This window comes from Rhodanobacter sp. OR92 (genome assembly GCF_000427545.1).
Taxonomy (GTDB): Bacteria; Pseudomonadota; Gammaproteobacteria; order Xanthomonadales; family Rhodanobacteraceae; genus Rhodanobacter; species Rhodanobacter denitrificans.
This window is the reverse complement of the sequence record NZ_KE386558.1, coordinates 343,768-366,245: the sequence shown is the minus strand read 5'-3', so window position 1 is coordinate 366,245 and position 22,478 is coordinate 343,768. Positions and strand designations below refer to the sequence as shown.

Annotated in this window: 20 protein-coding genes and 1 riboswitch; of the genes, 8 read left to right on the top strand and 12 right to left on the bottom strand. The window is 67.9% G+C overall.

Translation table 11 applies throughout. The annotated features are described in order from the left end of the window. Positions 1-9: 9 nt before the first annotated feature. From RHOOR92_RS0117890 to RHOOR92_RS0117880, 3 genes are all read right to left on the bottom strand, one after another. The gene (locus tag RHOOR92_RS0117890) at positions 10-372 is read right to left on the bottom strand and encodes a DUF1304 domain-containing protein (protein WP_007510794.1); all 363 of its coding nucleotides are present in this window, start codon (positions 370-372) and stop codon (positions 10-12) included. Between the two features lie 91 nt (positions 373-463). Continuing rightward, positions 464-1,186, bottom strand: coding sequence for a 2OG-Fe dioxygenase family protein (locus tag RHOOR92_RS0117885; protein ID WP_027490867.1), 723 nt, complete (start codon positions 1,184-1,186; stop codon positions 464-466). A 174-nt stretch (positions 1,187-1,360) separates the two neighbouring features. Then, positions 1,361-2,380 (bottom strand): cysteine synthase A, encoded by a 1,020-nt coding sequence (locus RHOOR92_RS0117880; protein WP_027490866.1) that lies wholly within the window; start codon positions 2,378-2,380, stop codon positions 1,361-1,363. 173 nt (positions 2,381-2,553) lie between these two features. Beyond that, a riboswitch (SAM riboswitch) is annotated at positions 2,554-2,669 on the top strand. 88 nt (positions 2,670-2,757) lie between these two features. Between RHOOR92_RS0117880 and RHOOR92_RS0117875 the strand changes: the two genes are divergently transcribed. From RHOOR92_RS0117875 to RHOOR92_RS0117865, 3 genes are read left to right on the top strand one after another with little or no spacing between them, the layout of a single operon-like run. Then, positions 2,758-3,780 carry a homoserine O-succinyltransferase gene (locus tag RHOOR92_RS0117875; protein ID WP_027490865.1) on the top strand — a complete coding sequence of 341 codons (1,023 nt, stop codon included), beginning with the start codon at positions 2,758-2,760 and terminating at the stop codon, positions 3,778-3,780. A gap of 38 nt (positions 3,781-3,818) precedes the next feature. Next, positions 3,819-5,006 carry a cystathionine gamma-synthase gene (gene metB, locus RHOOR92_RS0117870; protein WP_027490864.1) on the top strand — a complete coding sequence of 396 codons (1,188 nt, stop codon included), beginning with the start codon at positions 3,819-3,821 and terminating at the stop codon, positions 5,004-5,006. Continuing rightward, on the top strand, positions 5,003-6,085 hold the full coding sequence (locus tag RHOOR92_RS0117865) for a homoserine dehydrogenase (RefSeq protein WP_027490863.1): 1,083 nt from the start codon (positions 5,003-5,005) through the stop codon (positions 6,083-6,085). The genes metB and RHOOR92_RS0117865 overlap by 4 nt, the downstream gene beginning before the upstream one ends. A gap of 108 nt (positions 6,086-6,193) precedes the next feature. On the opposite strand, the gene RHOOR92_RS0117860 is transcribed toward RHOOR92_RS0117865, so the two are convergent. After that, positions 6,194-6,793 (bottom strand): YceI family protein, encoded by a 600-nt coding sequence (locus RHOOR92_RS0117860; RefSeq protein ID WP_007510756.1) that lies wholly within the window; start codon positions 6,791-6,793, stop codon positions 6,194-6,196. A 246-nt stretch (positions 6,794-7,039) separates the two neighbouring features. Between RHOOR92_RS0117860 and RHOOR92_RS0117855 the strand changes: the two genes are divergently transcribed. Continuing rightward, positions 7,040-8,626: a hypothetical protein gene (locus RHOOR92_RS0117855; RefSeq protein WP_027490862.1), complete on the top strand. Its 1,587-nt coding sequence runs from the start codon at positions 7,040-7,042 to the stop codon at positions 8,624-8,626. 54 nt (positions 8,627-8,680) lie between these two features. Here RHOOR92_RS0117855 and RHOOR92_RS0117850 read toward each other — a convergent pair whose 3' ends face one another. Together RHOOR92_RS0117850 and RHOOR92_RS0117845 are read right to left on the bottom strand one after the other, a co-directional pair. Beyond that, on the bottom strand, positions 8,681-10,552 hold the full coding sequence (locus RHOOR92_RS0117850) for an APC family permease (RefSeq protein WP_027490861.1): 1,872 nt from the start codon (positions 10,550-10,552) through the stop codon (positions 8,681-8,683). Positions 10,553-10,828: 276 nt separating this feature from the next. Continuing rightward, positions 10,829-13,768, bottom strand: a complete 2,940-nt coding sequence (locus tag RHOOR92_RS0117845) for a DEAD/DEAH box helicase family protein (protein WP_027490860.1) — start codon at positions 13,766-13,768, stop codon at positions 10,829-10,831. Between the two features lie 85 nt (positions 13,769-13,853). Between RHOOR92_RS0117845 and RHOOR92_RS0117840 the strand changes: the two genes are divergently transcribed. Next, positions 13,854-14,135: a type II toxin-antitoxin system RelE/ParE family toxin gene (locus RHOOR92_RS0117840; protein ID WP_027485489.1), complete on the top strand. Its 282-nt coding sequence runs from the start codon at positions 13,854-13,856 to the stop codon at positions 14,133-14,135. A 12-nt stretch (positions 14,136-14,147) separates the two neighbouring features. Next, positions 14,148-14,453, top strand: coding sequence for a HigA family addiction module antitoxin (locus RHOOR92_RS0117835; protein ID WP_007510746.1), 306 nt, complete (start codon positions 14,148-14,150; stop codon positions 14,451-14,453). Between the two features lie 137 nt (positions 14,454-14,590). Here the strand turns inward: RHOOR92_RS0117835 and RHOOR92_RS0117830 are convergent, their stop codons facing one another. Continuing rightward, entirely contained in the window at positions 14,591-16,540 is a 1,950-nt protein-coding gene (locus tag RHOOR92_RS0117830) for a site-specific DNA-methyltransferase (protein ID WP_231378428.1), read from the bottom strand. A gap of 212 nt (positions 16,541-16,752) precedes the next feature. Between RHOOR92_RS0117830 and RHOOR92_RS0117825 the strand changes: the two genes are divergently transcribed. Next, on the top strand, positions 16,753-17,199 hold the full coding sequence (locus RHOOR92_RS0117825) for a hypothetical protein (RefSeq protein WP_027490858.1): 447 nt from the start codon (positions 16,753-16,755) through the stop codon (positions 17,197-17,199). A gap of 110 nt (positions 17,200-17,309) precedes the next feature. Here RHOOR92_RS0117825 and RHOOR92_RS0117820 read toward each other — a convergent pair whose 3' ends face one another. Beyond that, entirely contained in the window at positions 17,310-18,692 is a 1,383-nt protein-coding gene (locus RHOOR92_RS0117820; protein WP_027485492.1) for an L-serine ammonia-lyase, read from the bottom strand. A gap of 75 nt (positions 18,693-18,767) precedes the next feature. Between RHOOR92_RS0117820 and RHOOR92_RS0117815 the strand changes: the two genes are divergently transcribed. After that, on the top strand, positions 18,768-18,998 hold the full coding sequence (locus RHOOR92_RS0117815; protein ID WP_015446844.1) for a glutaredoxin family protein: 231 nt from the start codon (positions 18,768-18,770) through the stop codon (positions 18,996-18,998). Positions 18,999-19,117: 119 nt separating this feature from the next. On the opposite strand, the gene RHOOR92_RS0117810 is transcribed toward RHOOR92_RS0117815, so the two are convergent. From RHOOR92_RS0117810 to RHOOR92_RS18920, 4 genes are read right to left on the bottom strand one after another with little or no spacing between them, the layout of a single operon-like run. Next, complete coding sequence (locus tag RHOOR92_RS0117810; protein WP_007510735.1) at positions 19,118-20,476, bottom strand: GTP-binding protein; 1,359 nt, start codon at positions 20,474-20,476, stop codon at positions 19,118-19,120. A gap of 10 nt (positions 20,477-20,486) precedes the next feature. Next, positions 20,487-21,032: a YceI family protein gene (locus RHOOR92_RS0117805; RefSeq protein WP_027490857.1), complete on the bottom strand. Its 546-nt coding sequence runs from the start codon at positions 21,030-21,032 to the stop codon at positions 20,487-20,489. Beyond that, positions 21,029-21,610: a cytochrome b gene (locus RHOOR92_RS0117800; RefSeq protein WP_027485496.1), complete on the bottom strand. Its 582-nt coding sequence runs from the start codon at positions 21,608-21,610 to the stop codon at positions 21,029-21,031. The genes RHOOR92_RS0117805 and RHOOR92_RS0117800 overlap by 4 nt, the downstream gene beginning before the upstream one ends. Further along, positions 21,607-22,224 carry a YceI family protein gene (locus RHOOR92_RS18920; protein WP_015446848.1) on the bottom strand — a complete coding sequence of 206 codons (618 nt, stop codon included), beginning with the start codon at positions 22,222-22,224 and terminating at the stop codon, positions 21,607-21,609. Before RHOOR92_RS18920 ends, RHOOR92_RS0117800 begins: the two co-directional genes overlap by 4 nt. Positions 22,225-22,478: the final 254 nt, after the last annotated feature.

Below are 22,478 nucleotides of genomic sequence, written 5' to 3'. Positions count from 1 at the left end.
GGCGAGCCGTCAGGCGAGGTGGATCAGCACCAGGGCGATCGCCGCGGGCAGGGCCTGGAACAGCAGGATCTTCCGTGCCGCGGTCAGTCCGCCGTAGATGCCGGCGAGCAGCACGCAGCCGAGGAAGAACAGCTTGACGCTGAAGCCGGCTCCGCCGTTGCCGAGCAGCAGTCCCCACACCAGGCCGGCGGCGAGGAAGCCGTTGTACAGGCCCTGGTTCGCGGCCAGCGCCTTCGACTGTTCGGCGAACTCCGCCGTGGTGCCGAACGCGCGGCGGCCGGAGGGCCGCGTCCACAGGAACATCTCCAGGATCAGGAACCAGACGTGCAGCAGCGCGATCAGGCCGATCACGAGGTTGGCGGCGACGGACATGCGGTCTCCAGGGTGGTCGAGGCACGTGCCAGCGTAGCGCAGCTCGGAGCCGGTTCCCTATCTCCACGGGTCACGCGGAGACGGGGAGGGCTCAAGCGGCCTTGAACGTCACTACCAGCACGTCGCGATGGGCCGGCCGGGTGGGGTCGAGCGGCGTGACCGGGGTGACCCCGTGGAACACGCGGCGGTCGTCCACCAGCGCCGCGTCGAAGGCGTGGGCGAGGGTGAAGCTGCCCAGCTCGCGGCCGTCCGACGCGTGGATGGTGGTGGTGCCGCGCTCGATGTTCTCGCGCTCGATCAGCAGCACCAGCACGTAGTCGACGCCGTCGCGATGCACGCCTTCGGGGGTGGGCTCGCCGGCCTCGCCGGCACGCGCCTCGATGCGGAACTGGTGCACCTCGACGTGCCAGCGGAGCACGGCCGGCGCCAGCGCGCCGAAGCAGTCGCGGCAGAAGCCGAGGATGCGGCGCAGGCTGGCGCCGTCGGCGAACGCCGGCAGCACCGGTTCGAACCAGCGCTGGATGTCGCCCTGCAGCGGGTTGTACCTGAGGCTCTGGTAGTGCGGCTGATGCGCTTCGCGCCGGATGCCGCCGTCGGCATCGGCGGAGAACGTGGCATGCCGGCGCCGCCGGTGGCGGCCGCTGGCGGCGAGATAGGTGTCCGGCGCCAGCTCGTTCCAGCTGGCGGCGAACGCGGGCCAATCGGTCAGGGCCTGCGCTTGCAGCAGGTCGCGCATGATGTCGGCGGTGACGAAGGCAAAGCCGTCGCGCTGCAGCCGGGCATGCAGCGCTGACGTGTCGGGGTGGGGAGTCATCCGATCACGTTAGCAGGACGCGCATGAAGCGGCGATGGCTGCGTGCTTGCAGGATTCGCTTGTGTGGGAGGCGTTCGGGTGCAACAACAGCACGCGTAGGTTGGGGTGAGCGCAGCGAACCCCAACGACCCACCCGTGAAGGTACGCGTTGGGGTTCGCTGCGCTCACCCCAACCTACGGCGCTGGAAACGCCCGCGCCAGCCAGTCCGGCACCGGGATGCCTTTCCCGCGCAGGAAGGCCGGGTTGAACAGCTTCGCCTGGTAGCGCGTGCCGGCGTCGGCGAGCACGGTGACGATGGTGTGGCCGGGGCCGAGTTCGCGCGCCAGCCGGATCGCGCCGGCCAGGTTGACGCCGCTGGAGCCGCCGGTGCACCAGCCTTCCTCGGCCAGCAGGCGATGCAGCAGTGGCACCGACTCGTCGTCGGCAATCGACCAGGCCAGGTCGATCGGCGCGCCGTCGAAATTCGCGGTGACCCGGCTGGAGCCGATGCCCTCGCTGATCGAGTTGCCGCTGGCGATGAGCTCGCCGGTGTTGACGTAGCTGGCCAGCGCCGAGCCGGCCGGGTCGGCCAGCGCGATGCGCACGCGTGGGTTACGCGCCTTCAGCGCGCGGCCCACGCCGGCCAGGGTGCCGCCGGTGCCGGCGGCGCAGACGAAGCCGTCGACGCGGCCGCCCGCGTCCTGCCAGATCTCCACCCCGGTGGTGGCCTCGTGCCAGTCGCGGTTGGCGGTGTTGTCGAACTGGTTGGCGAACCACGCGCTGCCCGGGTCGGCCGCATTCGCCGCCTCGGCATGGGCGCGGGCCTGGTGCGCGTAGTGGTTCGGGTCCTTGTGCGGCACCGCGGGCACCAGCCGCACTTCGGCGCCGGCGATGCGCAGCGCGTCGATCTTCTCGCGGCTTTGCGTCTCCGGCATGAAGATCACCGTGCGATAGCCGCGGCTGGCGCCGAGCAGGGCCAGCCCGATCCCGGTATTGCCGGCGGTGCCCTCGACGATGCTGCCGCCGGGGCGGATCCGGCCGCGCCGCTCGGCATCCAGCAGCAGGCCCAGCGCGGTGCGGTCCTTGATCGAGCCGCCGGGATTGAGGAACTCGGCCTTGCCCAGGATCTCGCAGCCGGTCAGCGCGGAGGCATGGCGCAGGTGCAGCAGCGGGGTGTGGCCGATGGCGGCGGAGAGGTCGGGCTGGATGCTCATGGATGAAGGTTTGGCGGAGGAGTGCCGATTCTGCTCCCTTCCTGCCGCATTCCAAAGGGATTTCCTTGGGTCTCAGGGTCGCCGCGGCGGATGAAACGATCGAATAAACATATATACGCCTAGACGTTTAGACGTCTATTGACACGGCCACGTGAAGCCATCACTATCCGCTCCACTCATCGAGACCGGCTGAGGGACAGGCCCTTTGAAGCCGGGGCAACCTGCGGAGCGTTTCCGCCACGGTGCCAACTCCTGCGGAGGTGCTTCGGCATCCACCGGAAGATGGGCGTCATCCGGCTCGCGGCGGTCTGCCGCCGAATCCGCGGTTGGCGACCTCTCCGGTACTTCGCAGGGCGATGTCGACCGGAGAGAGTTCCATGACGTTCCTGCCCGAAACCCGCCGTACCGAAGCCAGCCAGGCCGCCTTTCCCGTTCTTCCCGAGCCGCGCGTGCGGCTGACCGCCCAGCGCAGCACGCGCCGGCTGCGGCTCAGCCCGAAGTACGGCAGCGGTCCGCGCGAGGTCGAGGTGAGCTACCTGTGGTGCGGCGCGGCGGGTGCGCCCACCGTGATCGTGCAGGGCGGCATCTCGGCCGACCGCGACGTCACCGCGCTGGACGGCGACGCCGCGCCGGGCTGGTGGCAGGCGCTGGTCGGCCGCGGCGCGGCGGTCGACCTCGAGCGCTGGCGCGTGCTGGCGATCGACTGGCTGACCCCCGACCAGCTCGGCGCCGGTTCGGTCTCCAGCGAGGACCAGGCCGACGCGCTGGCCGCGCTGCTGCGCGAGCTGGGCATCGCGCAGGCACACGCTTTCATCGGTTCGTCCTATGGCGCGATGGTGGCGCTGGCGTTCGCGGCGCGGCATCCGCGCAGCGTGGAGCGCCTGCTGCTGCTGGCCGGCGCGCACCGGCCACACCCGCTCAGCACCGCGCAGCGCAGCGTGCAGCGCGGCATCGTGCGGCTGGGCCAGGCCAGCGGCCAGGCCGACGAGGCGTTGGCATTGGCGCGCCAGCTGGCGATCACCACCTATCGCGGCAGCGCCGAGTTCGGCCGGCGTTTCGCCGGCGGCCCGGAGTGGCGCGAGGAGCGTTTCCATTTCCCGGTCGAGGACTACCTGGCGCACCAGGGCCGCCGCTTCGTCGAACGCTTCGACGCGGACCGCTTCCTCGCCCTGTCCGAGTCGATCGACCTGCACGACATCAAGCCCGAGCAGATTCCCACCCCGGCCACGCTGATCGGTTTCCCCTCCGACCGGCTGGTGCCGCTGGCCGACCTGTGCGAGCTGCAGCGCCGCCTGCATGGGCCGGCCACGCTGGAGGTGGTCGAGTCGCCGTACGGCCACGACGCCTTCCTGAAAGAACCCGAACAGCTCGCGCCGCTGCTGCGCGAAGCGCTGGCCTGATTCCCCGTCCCCGCACAACAAGCACTGGAGATCTCCCGATGACCGAGCCCGCCCCCTGTACCCGCGCCGTGCGCGCCGGGATCGAGAGCGACACCCAGCACGGCGCCGTGGTGCCCGCGCTGCACCTGTCGACCAACTACAGCTTCGCCGGCTTCGGCCGCAAGCGCGCGTACGACTACTCGCGCAGCGGCAACCCGACCCGCGACCTGCTCGGCGACGCACTGGCGGAACTGGAGCAGGGCGCCGGCGCGGTGGTGACCTCCAGCGGCATGTCGGCGGTGGCGCTGGCGCTGGAACTGGTGCCGGCCGGGGCCACCGTGCTGGCCGCGCACGACTGCTACGGCGGCACCTGGCGGCTGCTCGATGCGTGGGCGAAGAAGGGCCGCTTCCAGGTCGAGTTCGCCGACCTCACCGACAGCGTGGCGCTGGCTGCCGGCCTGGCACGCAAGCCCGCGCTGGTGTGGGTGGAGACGCCGTCGAACCCGCTGCTGCGGATCACCGACATTCGCCACGTGGCGCAGGCCGCGCACGCGGTGGGCGCCTTGCTGGTGGTCGACAACACCTTCCTGTCGCCGGCGCTGCAGCAGCCGTTGCTGCTCGGCGCCGACGTGGTGGTGCACTCCACCACCAAGTACATCAACGGCCACAGCGACGTGGTCGGCGGCGCGGCGGTGGCGCGCGACGCGGCGGTATTCGAGCAGCTGAAGTGGTGGGCCAACTGCAACGGCCTCACCGGCGCGCCGTTCGACAGCTACCTCACCCTGCGCGGCCTGCGCACGCTTGGCGTGCGCTTGCGCCAGCACCAGGAGAACGCTGCGCGCATCGCCGAACAGCTGGACGCGCACGCGGCCGTGCGCAAGGTGTATTACCCCGGCCTGGCCGCCCACCCCGGGCATGCGCTGGCGGCGCGCCAGCAACAGGGTTTCGGCGCCATGCTGAGCTTCGAACTGGACGGCGACGTGGCGCAGATCGAGGCGTTCGTCGACGGCCTCGAATACTTCTCGCTGGCCGAATCGCTGGGCGGGGTGGAAAGCCTGATCGCACACCCGGCCAGCATGACCCACGCGTCGATGGCGCCGGAGGCGCGCCGCACCGCCGGCATCGCCGACAGCCTGCTGCGCCTGTCGGTGGGCATCGAGGATGGCGACGACCTGCTGCGCGACCTCGACGCGGCGCTGGTCCGAGCAGTAGCTGTACAGACGTCCAAACGCCGGGTGCTCGCATGAGTGCGGTACTGGCCGAACGCGCGGCGAGCGCCAGGAGCGAAGCGTCCTCCGCCATCGCGATCGTGCTGCTCGGCACCGGGGTGGTCGGCGGCGCGCTGCTGAAGCTGCTCAACACCTCCGCCGCGGGTTCGCTGCGACTGGTCGGCGCGGCGAACTCGCGCCGCCAGCAGACCGATCCGCTCAGCCTGGCCCAGCGCAACCTGCGCGAACAGCTGAACCAGCACGGTGCGCCGCGCGACAACGCCAGCCTGCTCGCGGCGCTGGACGGCAGCGCCGCGGCGGTGAAGGTGATCGTCGACGCCACCGCCAGCACGGTGCTGGCGGCGCGTCATGCGGAGTGGCTGGCGCGCGGCTACCACGTGGTCACCGCGAACAAGGCGCTGGCCGGCGGCGAACTGTCCGGCTGGCGTGCGCTGCAGGCGGCGCTGGCGAATGGCGGCCGCTACGGCGATTCGGCCACCGTCGGTGCCGGCCTGCCGGTGCTGTCCACCTTGCGTCGCCTGCGCCGCTGCGGCGACGGCCTGCTCACGCTGGAAGGCGTGTTCTCCGGTTCGCTGTCGTGGCTGTTCAACCAGTACGACGGCAGCCGCCCTTTCTCCGAACTGCTGCGCGAGGCACGCCAGCTCGGTTACACCGAGCCCGACCCGCGCTCGGACCTGTCCGGCGAGGACGTGGCGCGCAAGCTGCTGATCATCGCCCGTAACGCCGGTTTCGCGCTGGGCACCGACGAGGTGCAGGTGGATGGCCTGGTGCCCGAGGCGCTGCGCGGGCTGAGCACCGAAGCGTTCCTGACGCGGCTGGAGGAGCTCGACGCGCCGCTGGCCGCGCGCCATGCCGCCGCCAGCTCACGCGGCTGCGTGCTGCGTTTCCTGGCGCGCCTCAACCAGCGCGGGCATGCCCGCGTCGGGCTGGCCGAAGTGCCGCTCACCCATCCCGCTGCGCGGCTGTACGGCACCGACAACCAGTTCGCGCTCACCACCACCCGTTACCACGCCCAGCCGCTGGTGATCCAGGGGCCGGGCGCGGGACCGGAGGTGACCGCGCAGGCGCTGCTGGGGGACGTGCTGGCGCTGGCCTGAGCGCTGCTCGATTCCCGTAGGTTGGGGTGAGCGCAGCGAACCCCAACACATCGCGGCGACGTTAAGCGTTGGGGTTCGCTGCGCTCACCCCAACCTACGCGTGTCCGCTCAAGCGGAGGGTTCGGCGATCGCCTCGACCTGGATGCGCAGCGTCACCGCCATGCTGAAGCCGTAGGGCTTGCCGGCGTCCATGCCGAACGCGTCGCGCTGGAACGTGGCCAGCGCATCGGCGCCGCACACTTCGCGTTTCAGCATCGGGTGCGGCACGCACTTGAAGCTGTCGATCTTCAGCGTCAGCGGACGGGTCACGCCGTGCAGGGTGAGCGTGCCGATCACACGGGTCGGCTTGCCGCCGACGAAACTGGCGAGCCGGCCCTTGTAGACGGCCTGCGGGTACTTCGCGGTGTCGAACAGCTCTGCACCCTGTGCCTTTTCATTGAGCTGGTCCTGGCCGAAGTCAGCGCTCTTCATGTCCACCACGACCTCGACCGTACCGCTGCCGGCCGTCTTGTCCAGCGTTGCCGTGCCGCGGCTGTGGTTGAACTTGCCGCGCCACACCGACAGCCCGCCGAAATGGTCGGCCTCGAAGCTGGGGTAGGTGTGGTCCGGGTCCAGCTGGTACTTCACCTCGGCGGCGTTGGCGGCGGCCAGCGACAACAGGGCGAGCAGGCCGAAGGCGTGGATGGCGGTGCGGAGCGTGGACGGCATGGGCGGTTTCCTTGGGTGGCGTGAGGGAGGTTGTGCGGGAGCGACGAACCAGGCGCCGCGATTTCGACAAGGCTACCTCGGGCGGTGGCAATGGTTCCGCGTTGCGCCGCCGGGCGGTTGCCGCCAATACTGCGGCGCATCCGGATTCCCGGACGCAGAGGAACACGACACGATGAATTTTCGTTCACCGGCCGCGCCGGCATGCCTGCCCGGCGGCCGCGCGGTCCACCCCCGCGAGCCTCGCGCATGAACATCCCGGCCAATCGCTGGTTCGCCCCCGGCGACCTCAACGGCTTCCTCGGCCTGGTGGTGGACAACCTGTCCATCATGGGCTTCCTCGCCGCGGCGCTGATCGGCTTGTTCGGATTTCCCGCGGACATCGTGTTCCTGCGCATGTTCCCCGGCACCGCGCTGGGCGTGCTGCTGGGCAACCTCGCCTATACCGTGATGGCGCGCCGGCTGGCCCGGCGCCGCGGCAGCAACACGGTTACCGCCATGCCGCTGGGGCTGGATGCGCCCACCAGCATCGGCATGGCGCTGCTGGTGCTCGGGCCGGCCTTCCTCGGCTTCAGGCAGGGCGGCATGGACGAACACGCTGCGGCGATCGCCACCTGGCAGCTGGGCATGGCTGCGTTGGTAGTGATGGGCGTGCTGAAGTTCGTGCTGTCGTTCTTCGGCGCGATGGTGCAGCGACACGTGCCGCGCGCCGGCCTGCTCGGTTCGATCGCCGGCATCGCGCTGGTGCTGATGGGCTTCCTGCCGCTGGTGGAAATCCTGAAGCTGCCGGTGGTCGGCTTTGCCGGTCTCGGCGTGGTGCTGTACGCACTGGTGGCGCACGGGCGGATGCCGTTCGGACTGCCGGGCGTGCTGGTGGCGTTCGTGCTCGGCGCGCTGCTGTACTACGGGCTCGGCCCGCTGGGCTGGCTGGGCGCGGGCTACCACGCGCCGGCGGCGTGGCAATGGCGTTTCGCGTTGCCGTGGCCGACCCTGCAGTGGGTGCAGGGGCTTGCGTACATCGTGCCGTACCTGCCGCTGATCCTGCCGTTCGGCCTGCTGATGGTGGTCGGCGGCATCAACGTCACCGAGAGCGCACGCGCCGCCGGCGACGACTACTCCACCCGCGACATCCTGCTGGTCGAGGCGCTGGCCACGCTGGCGGCCGGCTTCTGCGGCGGCGTGGCGCAGACCACGCCGTACATCGGCCAGCCGTCGTACAAGGCGATGGGTGCGCGCAGCGGCTACACCCTGCTCACCGGCATCGTGATCGGGTTGGGCGGCGTGTTCGGCTATCTGTCGAACCTGGTCGAGCTGCTGCCGCTGCCGGTGCTGGCGCCGATCCTGGTGTTCGTGGCGATCGGCATCACCGTGCAGGCGTTCGAGGCGACGCCGATGCGCTACGCGGCCGCGGTGGTGTTCAGCTTTTTTCCGGCGATCGCGCGGATGCTCACGATCAAGCTGAGCGACCCGGCCTACGTCTCGCCCGAACACTTCGCGCAGCTGTTCAACGACGGCACGCACGGCATCTCCGAGCTGGCGGTGATCACCGTGCTGGGCAACGGCTTCATCATCACCGCGATGGTCTGGGCCAGCTTCGTGGTGGCGCTGATCGACCGGCGCCCGTTGCGCGCCGCGCTGATCCTGCTGCTCGGCGGGGCGCTGAGCCTGTTCGGGGTGATCCACTCGGTGGAGCTTTCCGGTGGCATCTACCTGCCGTGGCTGCTCGATGCGGCCTCGCGCAGCATCGTGTGGCAGTTCGCTGGGGCCTACGCGGTGCTGGCGATCGTGCTGGTGTTGCTGTCGCTGGGCGGCCGCGGGCGGGCGGCCGTTCGCTGAAAACAAAAACGCGCGGCTGGTCGCCGCGCGTTCGGGTCGAACGGATGGCCGGGCTCAGTGCCCGGTGATGCGTTCCGCGGTCGCTTCATCCGGCGGTACCAGCGGCGCGTTCGGGTCGACCTTCGCCTCCAGTTCCGCCGCTTCCACCGACGGCGTGCGCCAGCCGGACTTCACGCCCCACAGGTAGAACACCAGGCCGATCGCCGCGACCACGGCCAGATCCCAGCCGTAGGACAGGTAGCCCTGGCCGCCGAAGGTGGTGCTGCCGGCCCAGGAGACGAAGGCAAGTACCGGCAAGTAACACACCAGCCACCACGCGCCACGAAGGTGATGCTTGAAACTATCCATCGCCGAGGCATCGCTGCGCATGCGAAAGACCGGTATCACAACAGCGAACATTACCCACGAATAAGCCAGCCCGGCGAGGAACAGGGGAGTGGCAATGGGTGAATCGGATGAATAGAGATAGAAAGCACCTGCAAGCATGCTCAGCAAAACAGCAGGCGCGATGCTGCTCACCAGCAGAATCATTCTTTCCAATGGCTTGAAGAAGTCATCGGCCATTGTCTGAAAATAAAAATACACCGGCAGCGCGACCACCATCAGCAGGATGATTTCGCCGGTCAGCGGCCACTTGGCCCAGTACAGCAACTCGGTGGACATGATGAAGGCGATCCCGGCCAGCACCGACAGGCCGCCCAGCCGCAGCGGACGGTGCAGCCCCGGCGCGGTGCGACGCAGCGTCATCACGCTGACCGGGCCGGTGAGGTAGGAAATGATCGTGGCGACCGAGATCACCGCCGCCAGCGAACCCCAGCCGCGGAAGAAGAACAGGAACAGGAACGACACCGCCAGGTTCACCCACATCGCCGGGCGCGGGATGCCCCACTTCGGGTGCACGCGGCCGAGGATCTTCGGCAGCGTGCCGTTGCGCTCCATGCCGTAGAGCATCCGCGCGGTGGTGGCGGTGTAGGTCATACCGGTGCCGCTGGGGCTGATCACCGCATCGATGAACAGCAGCGTGGCCAGCCACTGCAGGCCCAGGATGATCGCCAGGTCGGCGAACGGCGAGCTGAAGTTGATCCCGTGCCAGCCGACGTTGGCCAGCATTTCCCGCGGCACCGCGCCAATGAACGCCACCTGCAGCAACACGTAGACCACCGTGGCCAGCAAGATCGAGCAGACGATCGCGAACGGGATGCTCTTGCCCGGGTTGCGCGCTTCGCCGGCCAGGTTCACCGGGCTCTGGAATCCGTTGAAGCTGAACACGATCCCGGCGATCGCCACGGCCGTGAGGATCGAGGGGAAGTCGGTCTTGTGCAGTTCACCGTGGATGCCGACGCTGAAATTCTCGGCATGGAAGCCGCTGGCGATCAGCAGCACCGCGGTGAGCGCGGGGATGATCAGCTTGAACAGGGTGATCGCGGTGTTCGAGCGCGCAAACAGCTTGACGCTCCAGAAGTTGAACAGGAAATACATCACCACCAGCACCGCGGCGATCAGCAGGCCGTTGGTGCTCAGCTCGCCGTGCCCGCCGGGCATCTGGTGATACAGGTCCTTCGCCCACTGCCACTTCCACGACGACATGTACTGCGCCGAGGCCTCGGCTTCCACCGAGATCACCGAGACGATCGCGATCCAGTTCGCCCATGCCGCGATGAAGCCGACCAGCGAGCCGTGCGAGTAGTGGCCGTAGCGCACCATGCCGCCGGATTCGGGAAACATCGCCCCCAGTTCGGCATAGGTCAGCGCCACCGTCATGATGATCGCCGCGCCGATCACCCACGCCCAGATCGCCCCCGGGCCGGCGATCTGCGCGGCGCGCCACGCGCCGAACAACCAGCCGGAACCGATGATCGAGCCCAGGCCGGTGAGCATCAGGGCGAACGGGCCGACGTCGCGGCGGATCTGGCTGGCTTGGGACATGGAATCTCCTGCGGAGGCGTCGGAGGCGCGAAAAGAGGGTGATGGTTGCAGAATTCGCTGCTCTATGTCACCCCGCAAAGGTCATGCGGGCTATCGAGGGCTCCGGGTTTTCCCTCTGCTGCAGGCGACGCAGGAAGCCTTTGCTCCTCCCCCTGCTTGCAGGGGGAGGCAGGGAGGGGGTGGGCTTTTCGCTCTGCTGCTTCAAGATCAAGAGCGACCCCTCCCCAACCCTCCCCTGCAAGCAGGGGAGGGAGCAACCTCCCCGGGAGAACGCCGTCAGAGGGCCAGGCCACCTTGCGACTGCGCCGTCGGCGCGGCCCGTGCACGCGAGAACGCCAGCAGCTCGCCCAGCCTGGCGCCTTTTTCCCGCCAGTCGTAAAACAGCGATTCGCCGACCAGCGCGTAGTGCCACACGCGGCCGCCGCGCTGCTCCGCGTCCAGCGCGTTGATCCGCTCGCACCAGGTGGTGGCCGCCTTCAGCTTGCGCTGCACGTTCGGATGGCTGACCTGCTGCTGTGCCTTGGTCTCGACCAGGTAGATCGCCTCGGCCGTGCGCACCAGGAAATCCGGGATGTAGAACGCGGGCAGGCCGTCGTCCTTGATGTAGCGCAGCCGCGCGAAGTCGTGGCGGTTCTCGCTGATCTTGCAGAACGCCTCGATGCCGGCGTCCGCCTGCGCCCACTCGATGAAGGCGCGCTCCAACCCGCCGCTGCGGGTCGGGTACGGCAGGCGCGTGTAGATGCACTTGGACACCTCCAGCGAAGCGCTTTCGCGCACCATCAGCTTCGTCACTTCCGAAAGACGGCGATGGTGCACCTCGGTGCTGCCGCGCACGGTGTGCTCCTCGGCGCGCACCAGCGCCAGGGCGAAGATCTTCACGATATGGTCGAGCACCGGCTGCAGCAGCAATAGCCGCCAGCCCTCACCCTCGAACGGCTCGAAGACTTCGCCGAACAGTCGCTCGCGGATGTAGTCGTCCAGCGCCGTGGCCAGCGCCGCGGTGTTCATTTGCAGATAGGGGCGGTCCAGGTGCGGGGAAACCTTGTTGCCCTTCGGCAGCGGGTGGCTCAGCGCCTGGCTCACCCGCCGGGTCAGCCTTGAGAGCAGCTCGTTGTAGCCGCTGACGTCCATCGCCACGCCGTCGACGCGGTAGTCGCCGAACAGCGTGCTGCTCTGCAGGTCCTGCGAGGTGAAGGTGTCGCCCTTGCCCAGCAGCTCGGCCAGCTTCGCGCGGCTCATCGCGCTGAAGCTCGGCAGCGCGGCGACGTCGATCGGCAGGTGTTCGACGCTGTCGTCCGCCTCGCGCAGGATGAACGGGATGGCGAAGTCATACTGCTCGTAGCCTTCGCGCAGCTCGGCGGCGACCAGGTCGCCGATGCTGCTGCCCTCGTCGTCGTCGCCGGTGCTGCCGACCAGGCCTTCGCGCATCAGCTCGTCGTAGAAGCTCTGGAACGCCGGGTGCTCGACGATGGAGAGGATGTCGATCAGCGAGCCCGGCTCCTCGCCGCGGTTGATCCGCTCGCGGTTCTCGCGCTTGATGTCGGCGTACTCCGGGTCGCGCCACATCAGGCGCAGGCCGCGGCCGATGGTCTGCTCCAGCAGGATCTGCGCCTGGCTGGAACGCAGCGGCACGATCACGCAGATGTTGTTGACGTCGAAACCCTCGCGCAGCATCAGCACGCTGACGATCACCCGCGGCTGCGCGTGCCGGTCCACGTTGAACAGGCGCTGGCGCAGCGGCGCCCAGTCCTTCTCGCCCAGTTCGGCCTTCCTGCCGGAATCGACGGTGAGCACGTCGTCGTCATGCAGCCCTTCTTCGCACAGGAACCGTGCCACCAGCGGCGACACCGTGGTGTCCTCGCACACCACCAGCATCTTCGGGTGGCGGCCGGGATCGAGCCGGGCGAAATCCGCCTCCAGCTTGCGCAGCTTCTGCAGGCCGGCGCGCAGCATCACGCGCTGACCCTCGGCAAGCGCCACGTTGCCGTCGCCGTCGCGCTCGGCCTTGAACTCCAGCGGCAGCGCGCCGAGTTCCTTCCGCTTGTCCAGCACCAGCGACTTCACCAGGCCCAGCCGCATCGCCGCCTTCAGGTCGAAGTCCACCACGATGTGCGGAAAGTACAGCTTGGCCTTCTTCCTGCCGCTGCCGACGTCGTTGTACGGCGTGGCCGAGAAATCCATCTGCACGAAGCGGCGGCCCTTGCCCGCGGCGATGACCGACAGGCTCTTCTGCCATTCGACCTCGCTGGTCTCGCCGCCCGATTTCAATTCATGGATGTGGTGCGCCTCGTCGTTGAACACCATCAGGTCGGGCAGGTCGGCGAGGTAGCTCAGCACGTTGCCACGCGCCCAGCGCCGGTCCAGCACAGCGAGGCTGTTGCCGGTGGCGCGGCCCGGGGTCAGCGGCAGCACGTCGTAGGCCACGCGGGCGGCATCGGCGACCATGCCGGGCGTGTCGACCCGTGCGGCTTCCTCCTGCTCCGCTTCCTCCTCGGCCTCGCTGAGCAGGTGCCAGTTGGTGATCGCGATCATGCCGTTGCCGGTGGCCTTCAGGCCGATCTCCTGCTTCTGGCACACGTTGCCGCGCACGAACTGCGCAATGCGCTCGCGCCGCGCCGGTGGGGTGAACAGCTCGGCGTAACTGGCGATGTCGGAGCTGGCGAAGTCGCGGCTCTTGTCCTCGTTCTCCTTGCCGAGGAACGCATCGAGCAGGCGCTCGTACACGATCAGCCCCGGCGCCACGATCAGGAAGCGGCGGGTGAAGCGCGGGTCGTCGCGCCCTTCGTCCAGCGCCGCGGTCTTGTTCAGCAGTTGCCACACCAGCAGCGCCTGCAGCACCCAGGTCTTGCCGGTACCGGTGGCCATCTTCAGGCAGTACTTCGGGTGGCCGTGCTTGTCTTGCGCCACGTCGGCGAGCCGCGTGCCTTCGAGCAGCGCGTCGGCGCACACCTGCTGGTACAGGTCCTTCAGGTTCGGACTGGCCAGCACTTCGTGCGCCACGATCACGTTGAGGATCGCCTGCTTCTGGCCGGGGTGGAAATTGAACGTGCGCGACTGGCACGCGTCCTCCCCGAACCACCAGCGCAGCAGCGCGGCGGTCACCGGCGTCACCAGCTCGTAGAGGTCGGCGATGCCCTGTTCCAGGCCGATGCACAGTTGCTCGGTGCGGCGGGTGAGCGCGGCCGCCAGCGCCAGCGGTTGAATCGGGTCAGCCATGATCTGGCTCCTTGTGCTTGCGAGCCATAAACATTTTGTTTATGGTTGGTGAGCAAATATCGACCGTGCCGACAGGAGTCACCGGGTGATAAGGAGCTTCGCTGACAAGGAAACCGCGCGACTGTCCGCGACCGGAACAAGCCGGCGGTTTCCGCCGGACATCGTGCGGCGGGCGCTGAGTCGTCTGAAATATTTGCATCTCGCCACCTGCCCCGAAGATCTGCGCGAGCCGTTTTCCAATCGCCTGGAAATGTTGAGCGGCAATCGCGCAGGTCAATGGAGTATCCGCATCAACGATCAGTGGCGGCTGTGCTTCCGTTTCGAGGGCGGCGATGCCTTCGACGTCGAGATCGTCGACTACCATTGAGGAATCAGAACCATGTCCATCCCCGCCACCACGAACGGCCTGCCGCCCATTCATCCGGGGGAACTCCTGGAAGAAATCCTGTCCGACCACGGCATGAGCCAGGCGGCATTTGCCCGGGCGATCGGCGTTTCGCCGATGCGTATTTCGCATGTCATCCGCGAGGAGCGCCCCGTCACGGCCGAACTTGCCCTGCGCTTTGGCCGCGCCTTCGGCCAGAGCCCGCAGTTCTGGATGAACATGCAGACCGACTACGACCTCAAGATCGCCGAGCGTGAACTGAAGGCGAGTTTGCGGAAAGTTCTGCCATTGGCGGCCTGAGTGCTTTTTGCCTTCATTCCCGCGGCTCTCAACAGCCGAATGGCTGGTCAAGTGGGAATCCAGTGACACCCAGCGGCCCAAGACGCTGGATTCCCGCCTTCGCGGGAATGACGAGGATTGGGGCGTCCCGCGGGTAATCACTTCCCACCCTCCCTCACCACCTGCACCACTTCGGCCTCGAAGCCGAACACGTCGACCACGCGCACGCAGACGCGCCGTTCTCCCTTCTTGTGCGGCACGCTGAAGCTCGCGGCGGTCACCACACGCAGCGGGTCGTCGTCGTTGGCGGTGTTGCCGCGATAGTCCTGCCACACCGAACGGAACACCGCGCCGTCGTAGTCCGGGTCCACCGCCCAGTACTCGATCAGCGCCAGCGGCTCGGCGTTGGCTACCTTGAGCAGCTTCTTCCGGTTGTCCTCGTCCAGGTTGATCGCCTCGGGCGAGAGCAGCACGTAGTTGTCCAGCGTGACCTGCAACTGCTCCTCGTCGCCACTGCGCTGGCGGCGCACCGGTTTGATCGTGAGGTACTGCAGGCTGGAGAAACGCACCTGCCCGCGCAGCTTCTCGATGCCGCCCTTCTTGCGCAGGCGGTCGAGCAGGTCGGGCGGGATCACCAGCACTTCCAGCCGCGGGTCGTTGAGCGCGGTGATGCTCTGGCCGATCGACGGCTCGAAATTCCAGCCGAGCACCACCACCCGGTCCCAGCCGCCGAGCAGGTGCTCGCGCTGGGCGATCGCCTTGCGCAACGTCGCGTCGCCGGTGAGCTTGTTCGGCGAATCCACCAGCACCAGGGTCTTCTTGCCGCCGTAGACCACCGCGCCGAGATTGCGCAGCGGGTTGTCCTCCGGCTGCAGCGGCAGCGCGCCGTACAGCGACAGCACGATCCCCGACAGGTCGCCCACGCGGAAGCTGCGCCCCAGCGAACTCTTCGCCGCCTCGACCTGGTAGTCGCCGATCGCCTGGTACAGGAACGGCTTGGCGCCCTGGTCGATCAGCCGCTTGCGCATGATCATGCAGGCCGGCTTGCCGAGGTCGGTGGTGATCCAGCGGCGGCCAAGCTTTTCGGCGACGGCGGCGGTGGTGCCGGAGCCGCCATTGAAGTCGGCAACCAGTCCATCTTCTGGGCATGAGCTGCGAATGATTCGTTCCAACAGAGCCTCTGGCTTCTGTGTCGCGTAGTTCAGTCTTTCCGCACCGGACTTCGTCATCTTTATATCGGTCCATACTGACTGGACGGGCCTTCCGGGGCTTTCGTCGAGATACTGCTTGACGTAAGGCATACCAGTTTTGGAAAAGACAATTTTTCCCCTGCTGATCAGTTCATCAATAGTTTCCTGGCTGTATCGCCAATGGGTGCCCTGTGGCGGAGTTCTTGGCTCTCCGTTGAAGAAGCGGGCAGGCCCAGGTCCGGCCGCAGTTGCGGTGTTGAGCCAATAGCGCCGGCCTGTTTCTTCTTCTGCATTTCTGAAACGCTCTTGTATGTATTCGTCGTCGTATGGGGTATGCGTTTGAAAGAATGGGCGAGAGTTGGTCTTGCCGTAAAAAAATATAATGTCGTGGACGTTGCCAAATCTGTTGGAGTCGTTATGAGCGCCGGTGCGTTGCCATACGATTTCGTTGGCAAAAAAATCTTTGCCAAAAATTTCGTCCATCACGACCTTGACGTAATGCCCTACGTGCCAATCCAGATGTGCATACATCGAGCCGGTGTCGGCGAGTAGCTCCCGCATCAGAATCAACCGCGGTGTGATCATCGCCAGATACGACGCCGTGCCATCCGACCAGGTATCGGAATACGCGAACTGCTCGATCACCGTCGGCTTCTGCTCCAGCTCGACGCCAGGCAGCGACACCTTGGTGCGGTAGTCGGCCTTGGAGTCGAACGGCGGGTCGATGTAGATCAGGTCGACCTTGCCGCGCAGGCTGGGCGTGTGTTCGTCGCCGGCCAGCAGGGCGGCCATTGCCAGCAGGTTGTCGCCGTAGATCAGCCGGTTGGTCCAGTCGGCCGTGCCTTCGTCGCCCAGGTGCGCCTGCCGGTTCGCTGCGGCGATCCAGTCGCTGTCGCGCGTGTCCTTCGACGGCAGCACCCACTCGCGCGTCTGCAGGCTGACCCGGTGGCGCCCTTCCAGGCTTTCCAGAATCTTCTCGGCCTGCTTGCGGCCTTCCCTGACGATCTCCGGCAGCTGTTCCAGCAGTGAATTGGTCACGCGGCCGTTCCCCATACATTAACTACAAACGTTAATCATAGTGAACTCTATACGTGAACCGATAGATCGGACGGCCGCTAAGTTGCCAAGGGATGAGCAATGAACGCGCCGAATTCTCGAAACGCCTGGCTGCCGCGATGCTCGCGCAGGGCCATGAGCCGCGCCCGGGGGTGCTGGTCACGCAGTTCAACTTGCGCTTTCCGGGCACCTCGGTGGTGTTCCAGACGGCTTCGCGCTGGTTGAACGGCAAGGGGATTCCCGAGCAGGACAAGCTGGTCGTGCTGGCCGACTGGCTGAAGGAAAGCCCGGATTTCCTGCGGTTCGGCGATCGGGCCGTGCACGGAAAGCGTGGCGCCAGACAGGTCAAGGAAGAGGCGCCGACCTACGACGACCAGAAGGTCTTCGATATCTACCGGGCACTGCCGGCTGCGCAGCAGAAGGTCGTGTGCGACGTGATCCTTGCCTTGGCGGCACCGCCTTCGAGACGGTCGACCTCAATCAAGCGCCGCGCTGGCGCGAAAGCGGATAGCCGCCGATAGCCGAGTGGCCTCAAGTCGTGTAGGGCGGACACTGTCCGCCGCTCTGGATTCACAAAGCAAGAGCCGGCGGGCCGTGCCCGTCCTACGAAGCGTCGCTCACCGGCAGGGCTTCAGCACTCGATGACGTTGACCGCCAGCCCGCCGCGGCTGGTTTCCTTGTACTTGTCCTTCATGTCGCGGCCGGTGTCGCGCATGGTCTTGATCACCTTGTCGAGGCTGACGCGGTGCTTGCCGTCGCTCTTCAATGCCATGCGGCTGGCGTTGATGGCTTTCACCGAGCCCATCGCGTTGCGTTCGATGCAGGGGATCTGCACCAGCCCGCCGATCGGGTCGCAGGTGAGGCCGAGGTTGTGTTCCATGCCGATCTCGGCGGCGTTCTCGACCTGCATCACGTTGCCGCCGAGCGCGGCGGTGAGGCCGCCGGCGGCCATCGAGCAGGCCACCCCGACTTCGCCCTGGCAGCCCACTTCGGCACCGGAGATCGAGGCGTTTTCCTTGTACAGGATGCCGATCGCGGCGGCGGTGAGCAGGTAGTCGATGATGCCGTTCTCGTCCGCCTTCGGGCAGAAGCGCAGGTAGTAGTGGCCGACCGCGGGCACGATGCCCGCGGCACCGTTGGTCGGTGCGGTGACCACGCGGCCGCCGGCGGCGTTCTCCTCGTTGACGGCCAGCGCGTACAGGTTGACCCAGTCCAGGATGGTCAGCGGGTCCTTCAGCGCGGCCTCGGGCTGGTTGCGCAATTCCTCGGCCATCGCCGGCGCGCGCCGCGCCACGTGCAGGCCGCCAGGCAGGGTGCCGGGCGAGCGCAGGCCGCGGGTGACGCAATCCTGCATGGCCTGCCAGATGGTCAGCAGGCCGGCGCGGGTTTCCGCCTCGGAGCGCCACACGCTCTCGTTCGCCATCATCAGCTGGGCGATGGTCAGGCCGTGCTGCTTGCACAGCGCCAGCATCTCGTCGCCGCTGCTGAACGGGTAGGGCTGCGCGGTGGTGTCGGCGACGATGCGGTCTTCCGCCGCCTCGTCGGTGTTGACCACGAAGCCGCCGCCGACCGAGTAGTAGTCGCGGCTGGCCAGCTCGCTGCCGTCGGCGTCGTACGCGGAAAAACGCATGCCGTTGGTGTGGAACGGCAGCTTCTGGCGCTTGTTGAAGACCAGGTCGGCCTTCTCGTCGAACGCGATCTCGCGCTTGCCGAGCAGGCGGATGCGGCCCGTGCCGCGGATGCGCTCGAGCGTGGCGGGGATCGCGTCGGGATCGACCGTATCCGGGTGCTGGCCCTCGAAGCCGAGCAGCACCGCCTTGTCGGTGCCGTGGCCGCGGCCGGTCATCGCCAGCGAGCCGTACAGTTCGGCGCGCACGCGCACGACGCGGTCGAGCACGCCCTTCTCCTCCAGCCAGTGTTCGGCGAAGCGCGCGGCGGCGCGCATCGGCCCCACCGTGTGCGAGGAGGACGGCCCGATGCCGATCTTGAACAGGTCGAATACGCTGACGGCCATGATGTGCTGCGAATGGGGAAGGGAAGCCGCTATTCTACGCGGGCCCCTTTCATTTGGCAGTCCGTTCGCCACCGCATGTCCGACCTGATCCTGTACCAGCGCGACTACTGCCATCTGTGCGACCTCGCCCTGGCCGTGATGGCCGAGGCACGCGCGCCGGATTTCGACAGCGCATGGGTCGATGATTCGCCCGAGCTGGAGCAGCGCTACGGCACGCGCGTGCCGGTGCTGCGCGATGCGCGCGACGGCCGCGAGCTGGACTGGCCGTTCGACGCGGCGGCGGTGCGTGCGTTCCTCGCGAGGTGAGCTCCCTCCCCTGCGCAGCAGGGGAGGGCCGGGGTGGGGTTCGCTCTTGATCTTGATTGAAGGTCAAAAGCCTTACCCCCTCCTAGCCTCCCCCTGCGAGCAGGGGGAGGGACATGGAGCTATGCGCGGCGCGACTTCAACCGCCTGAGGATTTCCTCGCGCGCCTCGCGCAGGATCGAGTCGCGGTCGAGACTGGCCACGATGTCGGCGACGGCGCGCTTGGCACCGGCGTCGCCCCAGGATTTGCCGCCGACCAGGTAGCGTTCGGCGGCGCGGCCGATCAGCACGGTGGCGTACCAGCCCAGCGCACCCTGCGCCGCGGCGGTGAGCACGACCGACAGGCCGGCGCTGACGCCTTTCAGTGCCGAGGCGACCAGTTGCATGCCCCAGATCGCGCCCATCAGCGCGGCCAGCTGCGCCGAGATCACCGCGACCAGCCGACCGGATTCGGCGCGGGTCAGCGGCAGGCCGTAGACGCGCGACAGCTGCACCACCATCGCTGCGTCCAGCCCCGCGGCGGCGAGCAGGTCGGCGACCGGGATCGGGTTCAGCGCCACCGCCACGCCCTTGGCGATGCAGTAGTTGTGGATCAGCTTCGCCGCCACGCTCTTGCGGGTTTCGGCGATGCGCGCGCTGACCTGGTCGGTGAGCCGGCCGGCATGGAGGCCGGCGTTGATCGCCGACAGCGTCTTGCCTTCGCGTTGCGCGATCGCCAGCAGGCGTTCGCGCAGGGCGGCGACGTCGGGCGCGCGCGCTTGTTCGCGCACGTGTTCGTGGCCGCGCGCATCGACCTCGACCAGCCGTTGCGGCGCGGGCCGCGCGGCCACCGCCAGCACGTCTTCCGCGCGCACCAGCCCGGCCACGCGCTGGCGCAGGTGCGCCAGCAGGTCGGCCAGCTCGTCGGCACCGTAGCGGTCGGCCTTGTTCAGCGCCAGCAGCAGCGGGCGCTGGGTGGCGGCGAGCGTCTTCAATGCGTCGAGTTCCTCGCGGGTGAGGTCGCCGTCGCCGACGAACACCACCAGGTCACTGACCTCGGCGACGTCGAACGCCAGCTTCTCGCGCGCCTCGCCGTCGAGCTCGTTGATGCCGGGCGTGTCGATCAGCACCAGGCCGTCGTGCTGCGCCTCGTCGAGCACCGCGTGGTCGGCGCCGGTGGTGGTGCCGTGCAGGACGCCCACCGTGAATGCGTCGCGGCCGAGCAGGGCATTGCCCAGCGCCGACTTGCCGGTGGAGACGCGGCCGAACACGGCCACATGCAGCTCGCCGCGCTCGAGCCGGTCCAGCATGGCCTCGATGCGCGCGAACTCGCCGGCCAGCTCGCTGCGCACCGCGGCCGGGATGGTCGGGTCGTCCAGTAGCGCGCGCAGGCTGTCGGCCACCCGGGTCGAGCCGCTGGGCTCATCTCGCGGCGGCGTGGCCATGCGGCGGTCGGGAACGACCCAGCCGCGCAGGCGTTGCCACAGCGTTTCGCGCGCCATCGCGGCGGCGTTACTTCGGTGCCAGCTGCAGGTGCGCGGTGACCTTCACGTCGCCGCCGATCACCGAGGTGTCGGCGTAGTCGCCGGTGCCCACGCCGAAATCCAGTCGCTGCAGCGTGGCGGCCACGTCCAGCATGGCGCCGCGGCCCTGCGGCTTGAACGTCACCTCGAGGCTCATGGGTTTGCTCACCCCGCGCAGGGTGAGCGTGCCGTCGGCGATCACCTTGCCGCCGCTCTGGCGGAAGCCGGTGGTGACGAAGTGCGCCTTGGGGAATTTCGCCACGTCGAAGAAATCCGCGCCGGGCAGCGCGCCGTCGCGGTCGCGGTCGCCAGTCTTCACGCTGGCCAGGTCCACTTCCACGTCGAACTTCGAGGTGGCGAGATTGGCCGCGTCGTAGCTGATCGCGGCGGTCCAGCGGTCGAAGCGGCCGTCGAACGATTCGCCCTGGAAGGTGTTGCTGAAGCCGAGCGTGCTGGATGCCGGCTGCACGGTGTAATCGGTGGCCGCGGCGAGGCCGGGCAGGGCGAGCGCCAGCAGCATGGCGAGACGTTTCATGAGGGATCTCCTTCGGAAGGGCCGCGTTCGCGCAGGCGGCCGAACGGCAGCATCCGGCGCAGCACGTTGTCGTGGTCGAACACATGGTGCCTCAGCGCGCCGCCGACGTGCGCCACCAGCACCAGGAGGAGGAACCAGAACAGGTACTCGTGCACGCCGTGCGCGAGATGGCGCAGCTCGTCGTTCTTCCCGACCAGCGCGGGCAGGTTGAACAGCTTGAACCACTGCAGCGGCTTGCCGGTGACCGAGTTGAACCACCAGCCGCTGAGCGGCAGCAGCACGATCAGCACGTACAGCACGCCGTGCGCGGCACGCGCCGCGAGTTGCTGCCAGCGCGGCATGGGCGCCTCGGGCGGGCGGCGGTCGGCCCAGCGCCACGCGATGCGCAGCAGCGCCAGCGCCAGCACGGTCAGGCCGATCGACTTGTGCAGGGCCAGCCAGTTGATCTTCTGCATCGGCGAGCGAGCCAGGTCCATCAGCAGGCCGAACAGGCCGTTGCCGAGGATGCCCAGCGCGATGATCCAGTGGAAGAACTTGGCGACCGAACCCCACTGGCGGTCGTTGCTGCGCAGGCTCATGGCGTTTCCTTGCGTGGTGGAACGGCGTGGTCGTCGCGGATCGCTTCCAGCTCCAGCCACACGCTGACGCTGGCGCCGATCGAGTTGGGGTTGGCGGTGATGCCGAAGTCGTTGCGGTCCAGGCTGGCAGTGGCCGAGAAGCCGGCTACTTCGTGCAGCTCGTAGATGGTCTTGGCGGCGCGGTTGAAGGTGAACGCCAGGTCCAGCGGACGGCTGACGCCGTGCAGGGTCAGTTGCCCGTGCAGCACGCCATGCCGGTCGTCCCTGCGCTCCACGCCGGTGCTGCGGAAGTGCGCGTAACGATGGCTCGCGCAGTCGAGCAGGACCGGTTTGCACACGGCCTGGTTCCAGTCGGCGTCGCCCATGTCCAGGCTGGCCAGGTCGACGTCCAGCTCGGTGGCCGCCGTGCTCCAGTCGTCCGGGTCGAAACGCAGCCAGCCGCGCGCGATGTGCAGCCGTCCGAACGGCCGCGAGTAGCCGTTGTGGCTGATGCTGAAGACGACCTGGCTGTGCACCGTGTCGTAGCGCCAGCCGGTTTCGCCGGCATGCGCCGCCAGCGGCAACAGGATCGCCGCAAGACACCACAGCCAGCGAATTGGGCACAGTCGCAACATGCGGTGAAGTCTGGCCGATCGGCGGCGTGGCTGCCAGCGCTGGCGGCTGAACAATGGGTTGCCGTGGGGGATCCAATGGGGAACGGTCGGTGGATGCACGCCTCGGCCTCTGCTCTCCTTTTGAGCACGGGGCTTCAGCTCGCCGGGTACCTCTGCAGGGGCGCACCTTGTGCGCGATGCTGTTGCTCTTGGCGCATTCGAAGCGAATGGCATCGGAGGCAAGAGCTTTCGCCCTCCTTCGGAGGACGAAAGCT

Coding starts and splice junctions, on each gene's coding strand:
- RHOOR92_RS0117890 (WP_007510794.1), bottom strand. CDS start 372: ATGTCCGTCGCCGCCAACCTCGTGATCGGCCTGATCGCGCTGCTGCAC.
- RHOOR92_RS0117885 (WP_027490867.1), bottom strand. CDS start 1,186: ATGACTCCCCACCCCGACACGTCAGCGCTGCATGCCCGGCTGCAGCGC.
- RHOOR92_RS0117880 (WP_027490866.1), bottom strand. CDS start 2,380: ATGAGCATCCAGCCCGACCTCTCCGCCGCCATCGGCCACACCCCGCTG.
- RHOOR92_RS0117875 (WP_027490865.1), top strand. CDS start 2,758: ATGACGTTCCTGCCCGAAACCCGCCGTACCGAAGCCAGCCAGGCCGCC.
- metB (WP_027490864.1), top strand. CDS start 3,819: ATGACCGAGCCCGCCCCCTGTACCCGCGCCGTGCGCGCCGGGATCGAG.
- RHOOR92_RS0117865 (WP_027490863.1), top strand. CDS start 5,003: ATGAGTGCGGTACTGGCCGAACGCGCGGCGAGCGCCAGGAGCGAAGCG.
- RHOOR92_RS0117860 (WP_007510756.1), bottom strand. CDS start 6,793: ATGCCGTCCACGCTCCGCACCGCCATCCACGCCTTCGGCCTGCTCGCC.
- RHOOR92_RS0117855 (WP_027490862.1), top strand. CDS start 7,040: ATGAACATCCCGGCCAATCGCTGGTTCGCCCCCGGCGACCTCAACGGC.
- RHOOR92_RS0117850 (WP_027490861.1), bottom strand. CDS start 10,552: ATGTCCCAAGCCAGCCAGATCCGCCGCGACGTCGGCCCGTTCGCCCTG.
- RHOOR92_RS0117845 (WP_027490860.1), bottom strand. CDS start 13,768: ATGGCTGACCCGATTCAACCGCTGGCGCTGGCGGCCGCGCTCACCCGC.
- RHOOR92_RS0117835 (WP_007510746.1), top strand. CDS start 14,148: ATGTCCATCCCCGCCACCACGAACGGCCTGCCGCCCATTCATCCGGGG.
- RHOOR92_RS0117825 (WP_027490858.1), top strand. CDS start 16,753: ATGAGCAATGAACGCGCCGAATTCTCGAAACGCCTGGCTGCCGCGATG.
- RHOOR92_RS0117820 (WP_027485492.1), bottom strand. CDS start 18,692: ATGGCCGTCAGCGTATTCGACCTGTTCAAGATCGGCATCGGGCCGTCC.
- RHOOR92_RS0117815 (WP_015446844.1), top strand. CDS start 18,768: ATGTCCGACCTGATCCTGTACCAGCGCGACTACTGCCATCTGTGCGAC.
- RHOOR92_RS0117810 (WP_007510735.1), bottom strand. CDS start 20,476: ATGGCGCGCGAAACGCTGTGGCAACGCCTGCGCGGCTGGGTCGTTCCC.
- RHOOR92_RS0117805 (WP_027490857.1), bottom strand. CDS start 21,032: ATGAAACGTCTCGCCATGCTGCTGGCGCTCGCCCTGCCCGGCCTCGCC.
- RHOOR92_RS0117800 (WP_027485496.1), bottom strand. CDS start 21,610: ATGAGCCTGCGCAGCAACGACCGCCAGTGGGGTTCGGTCGCCAAGTTC.
- RHOOR92_RS18920 (WP_015446848.1), bottom strand. CDS start 22,224: ATGTTGCGACTGTGCCCAATTCGCTGGCTGTGGTGTCTTGCGGCGATC.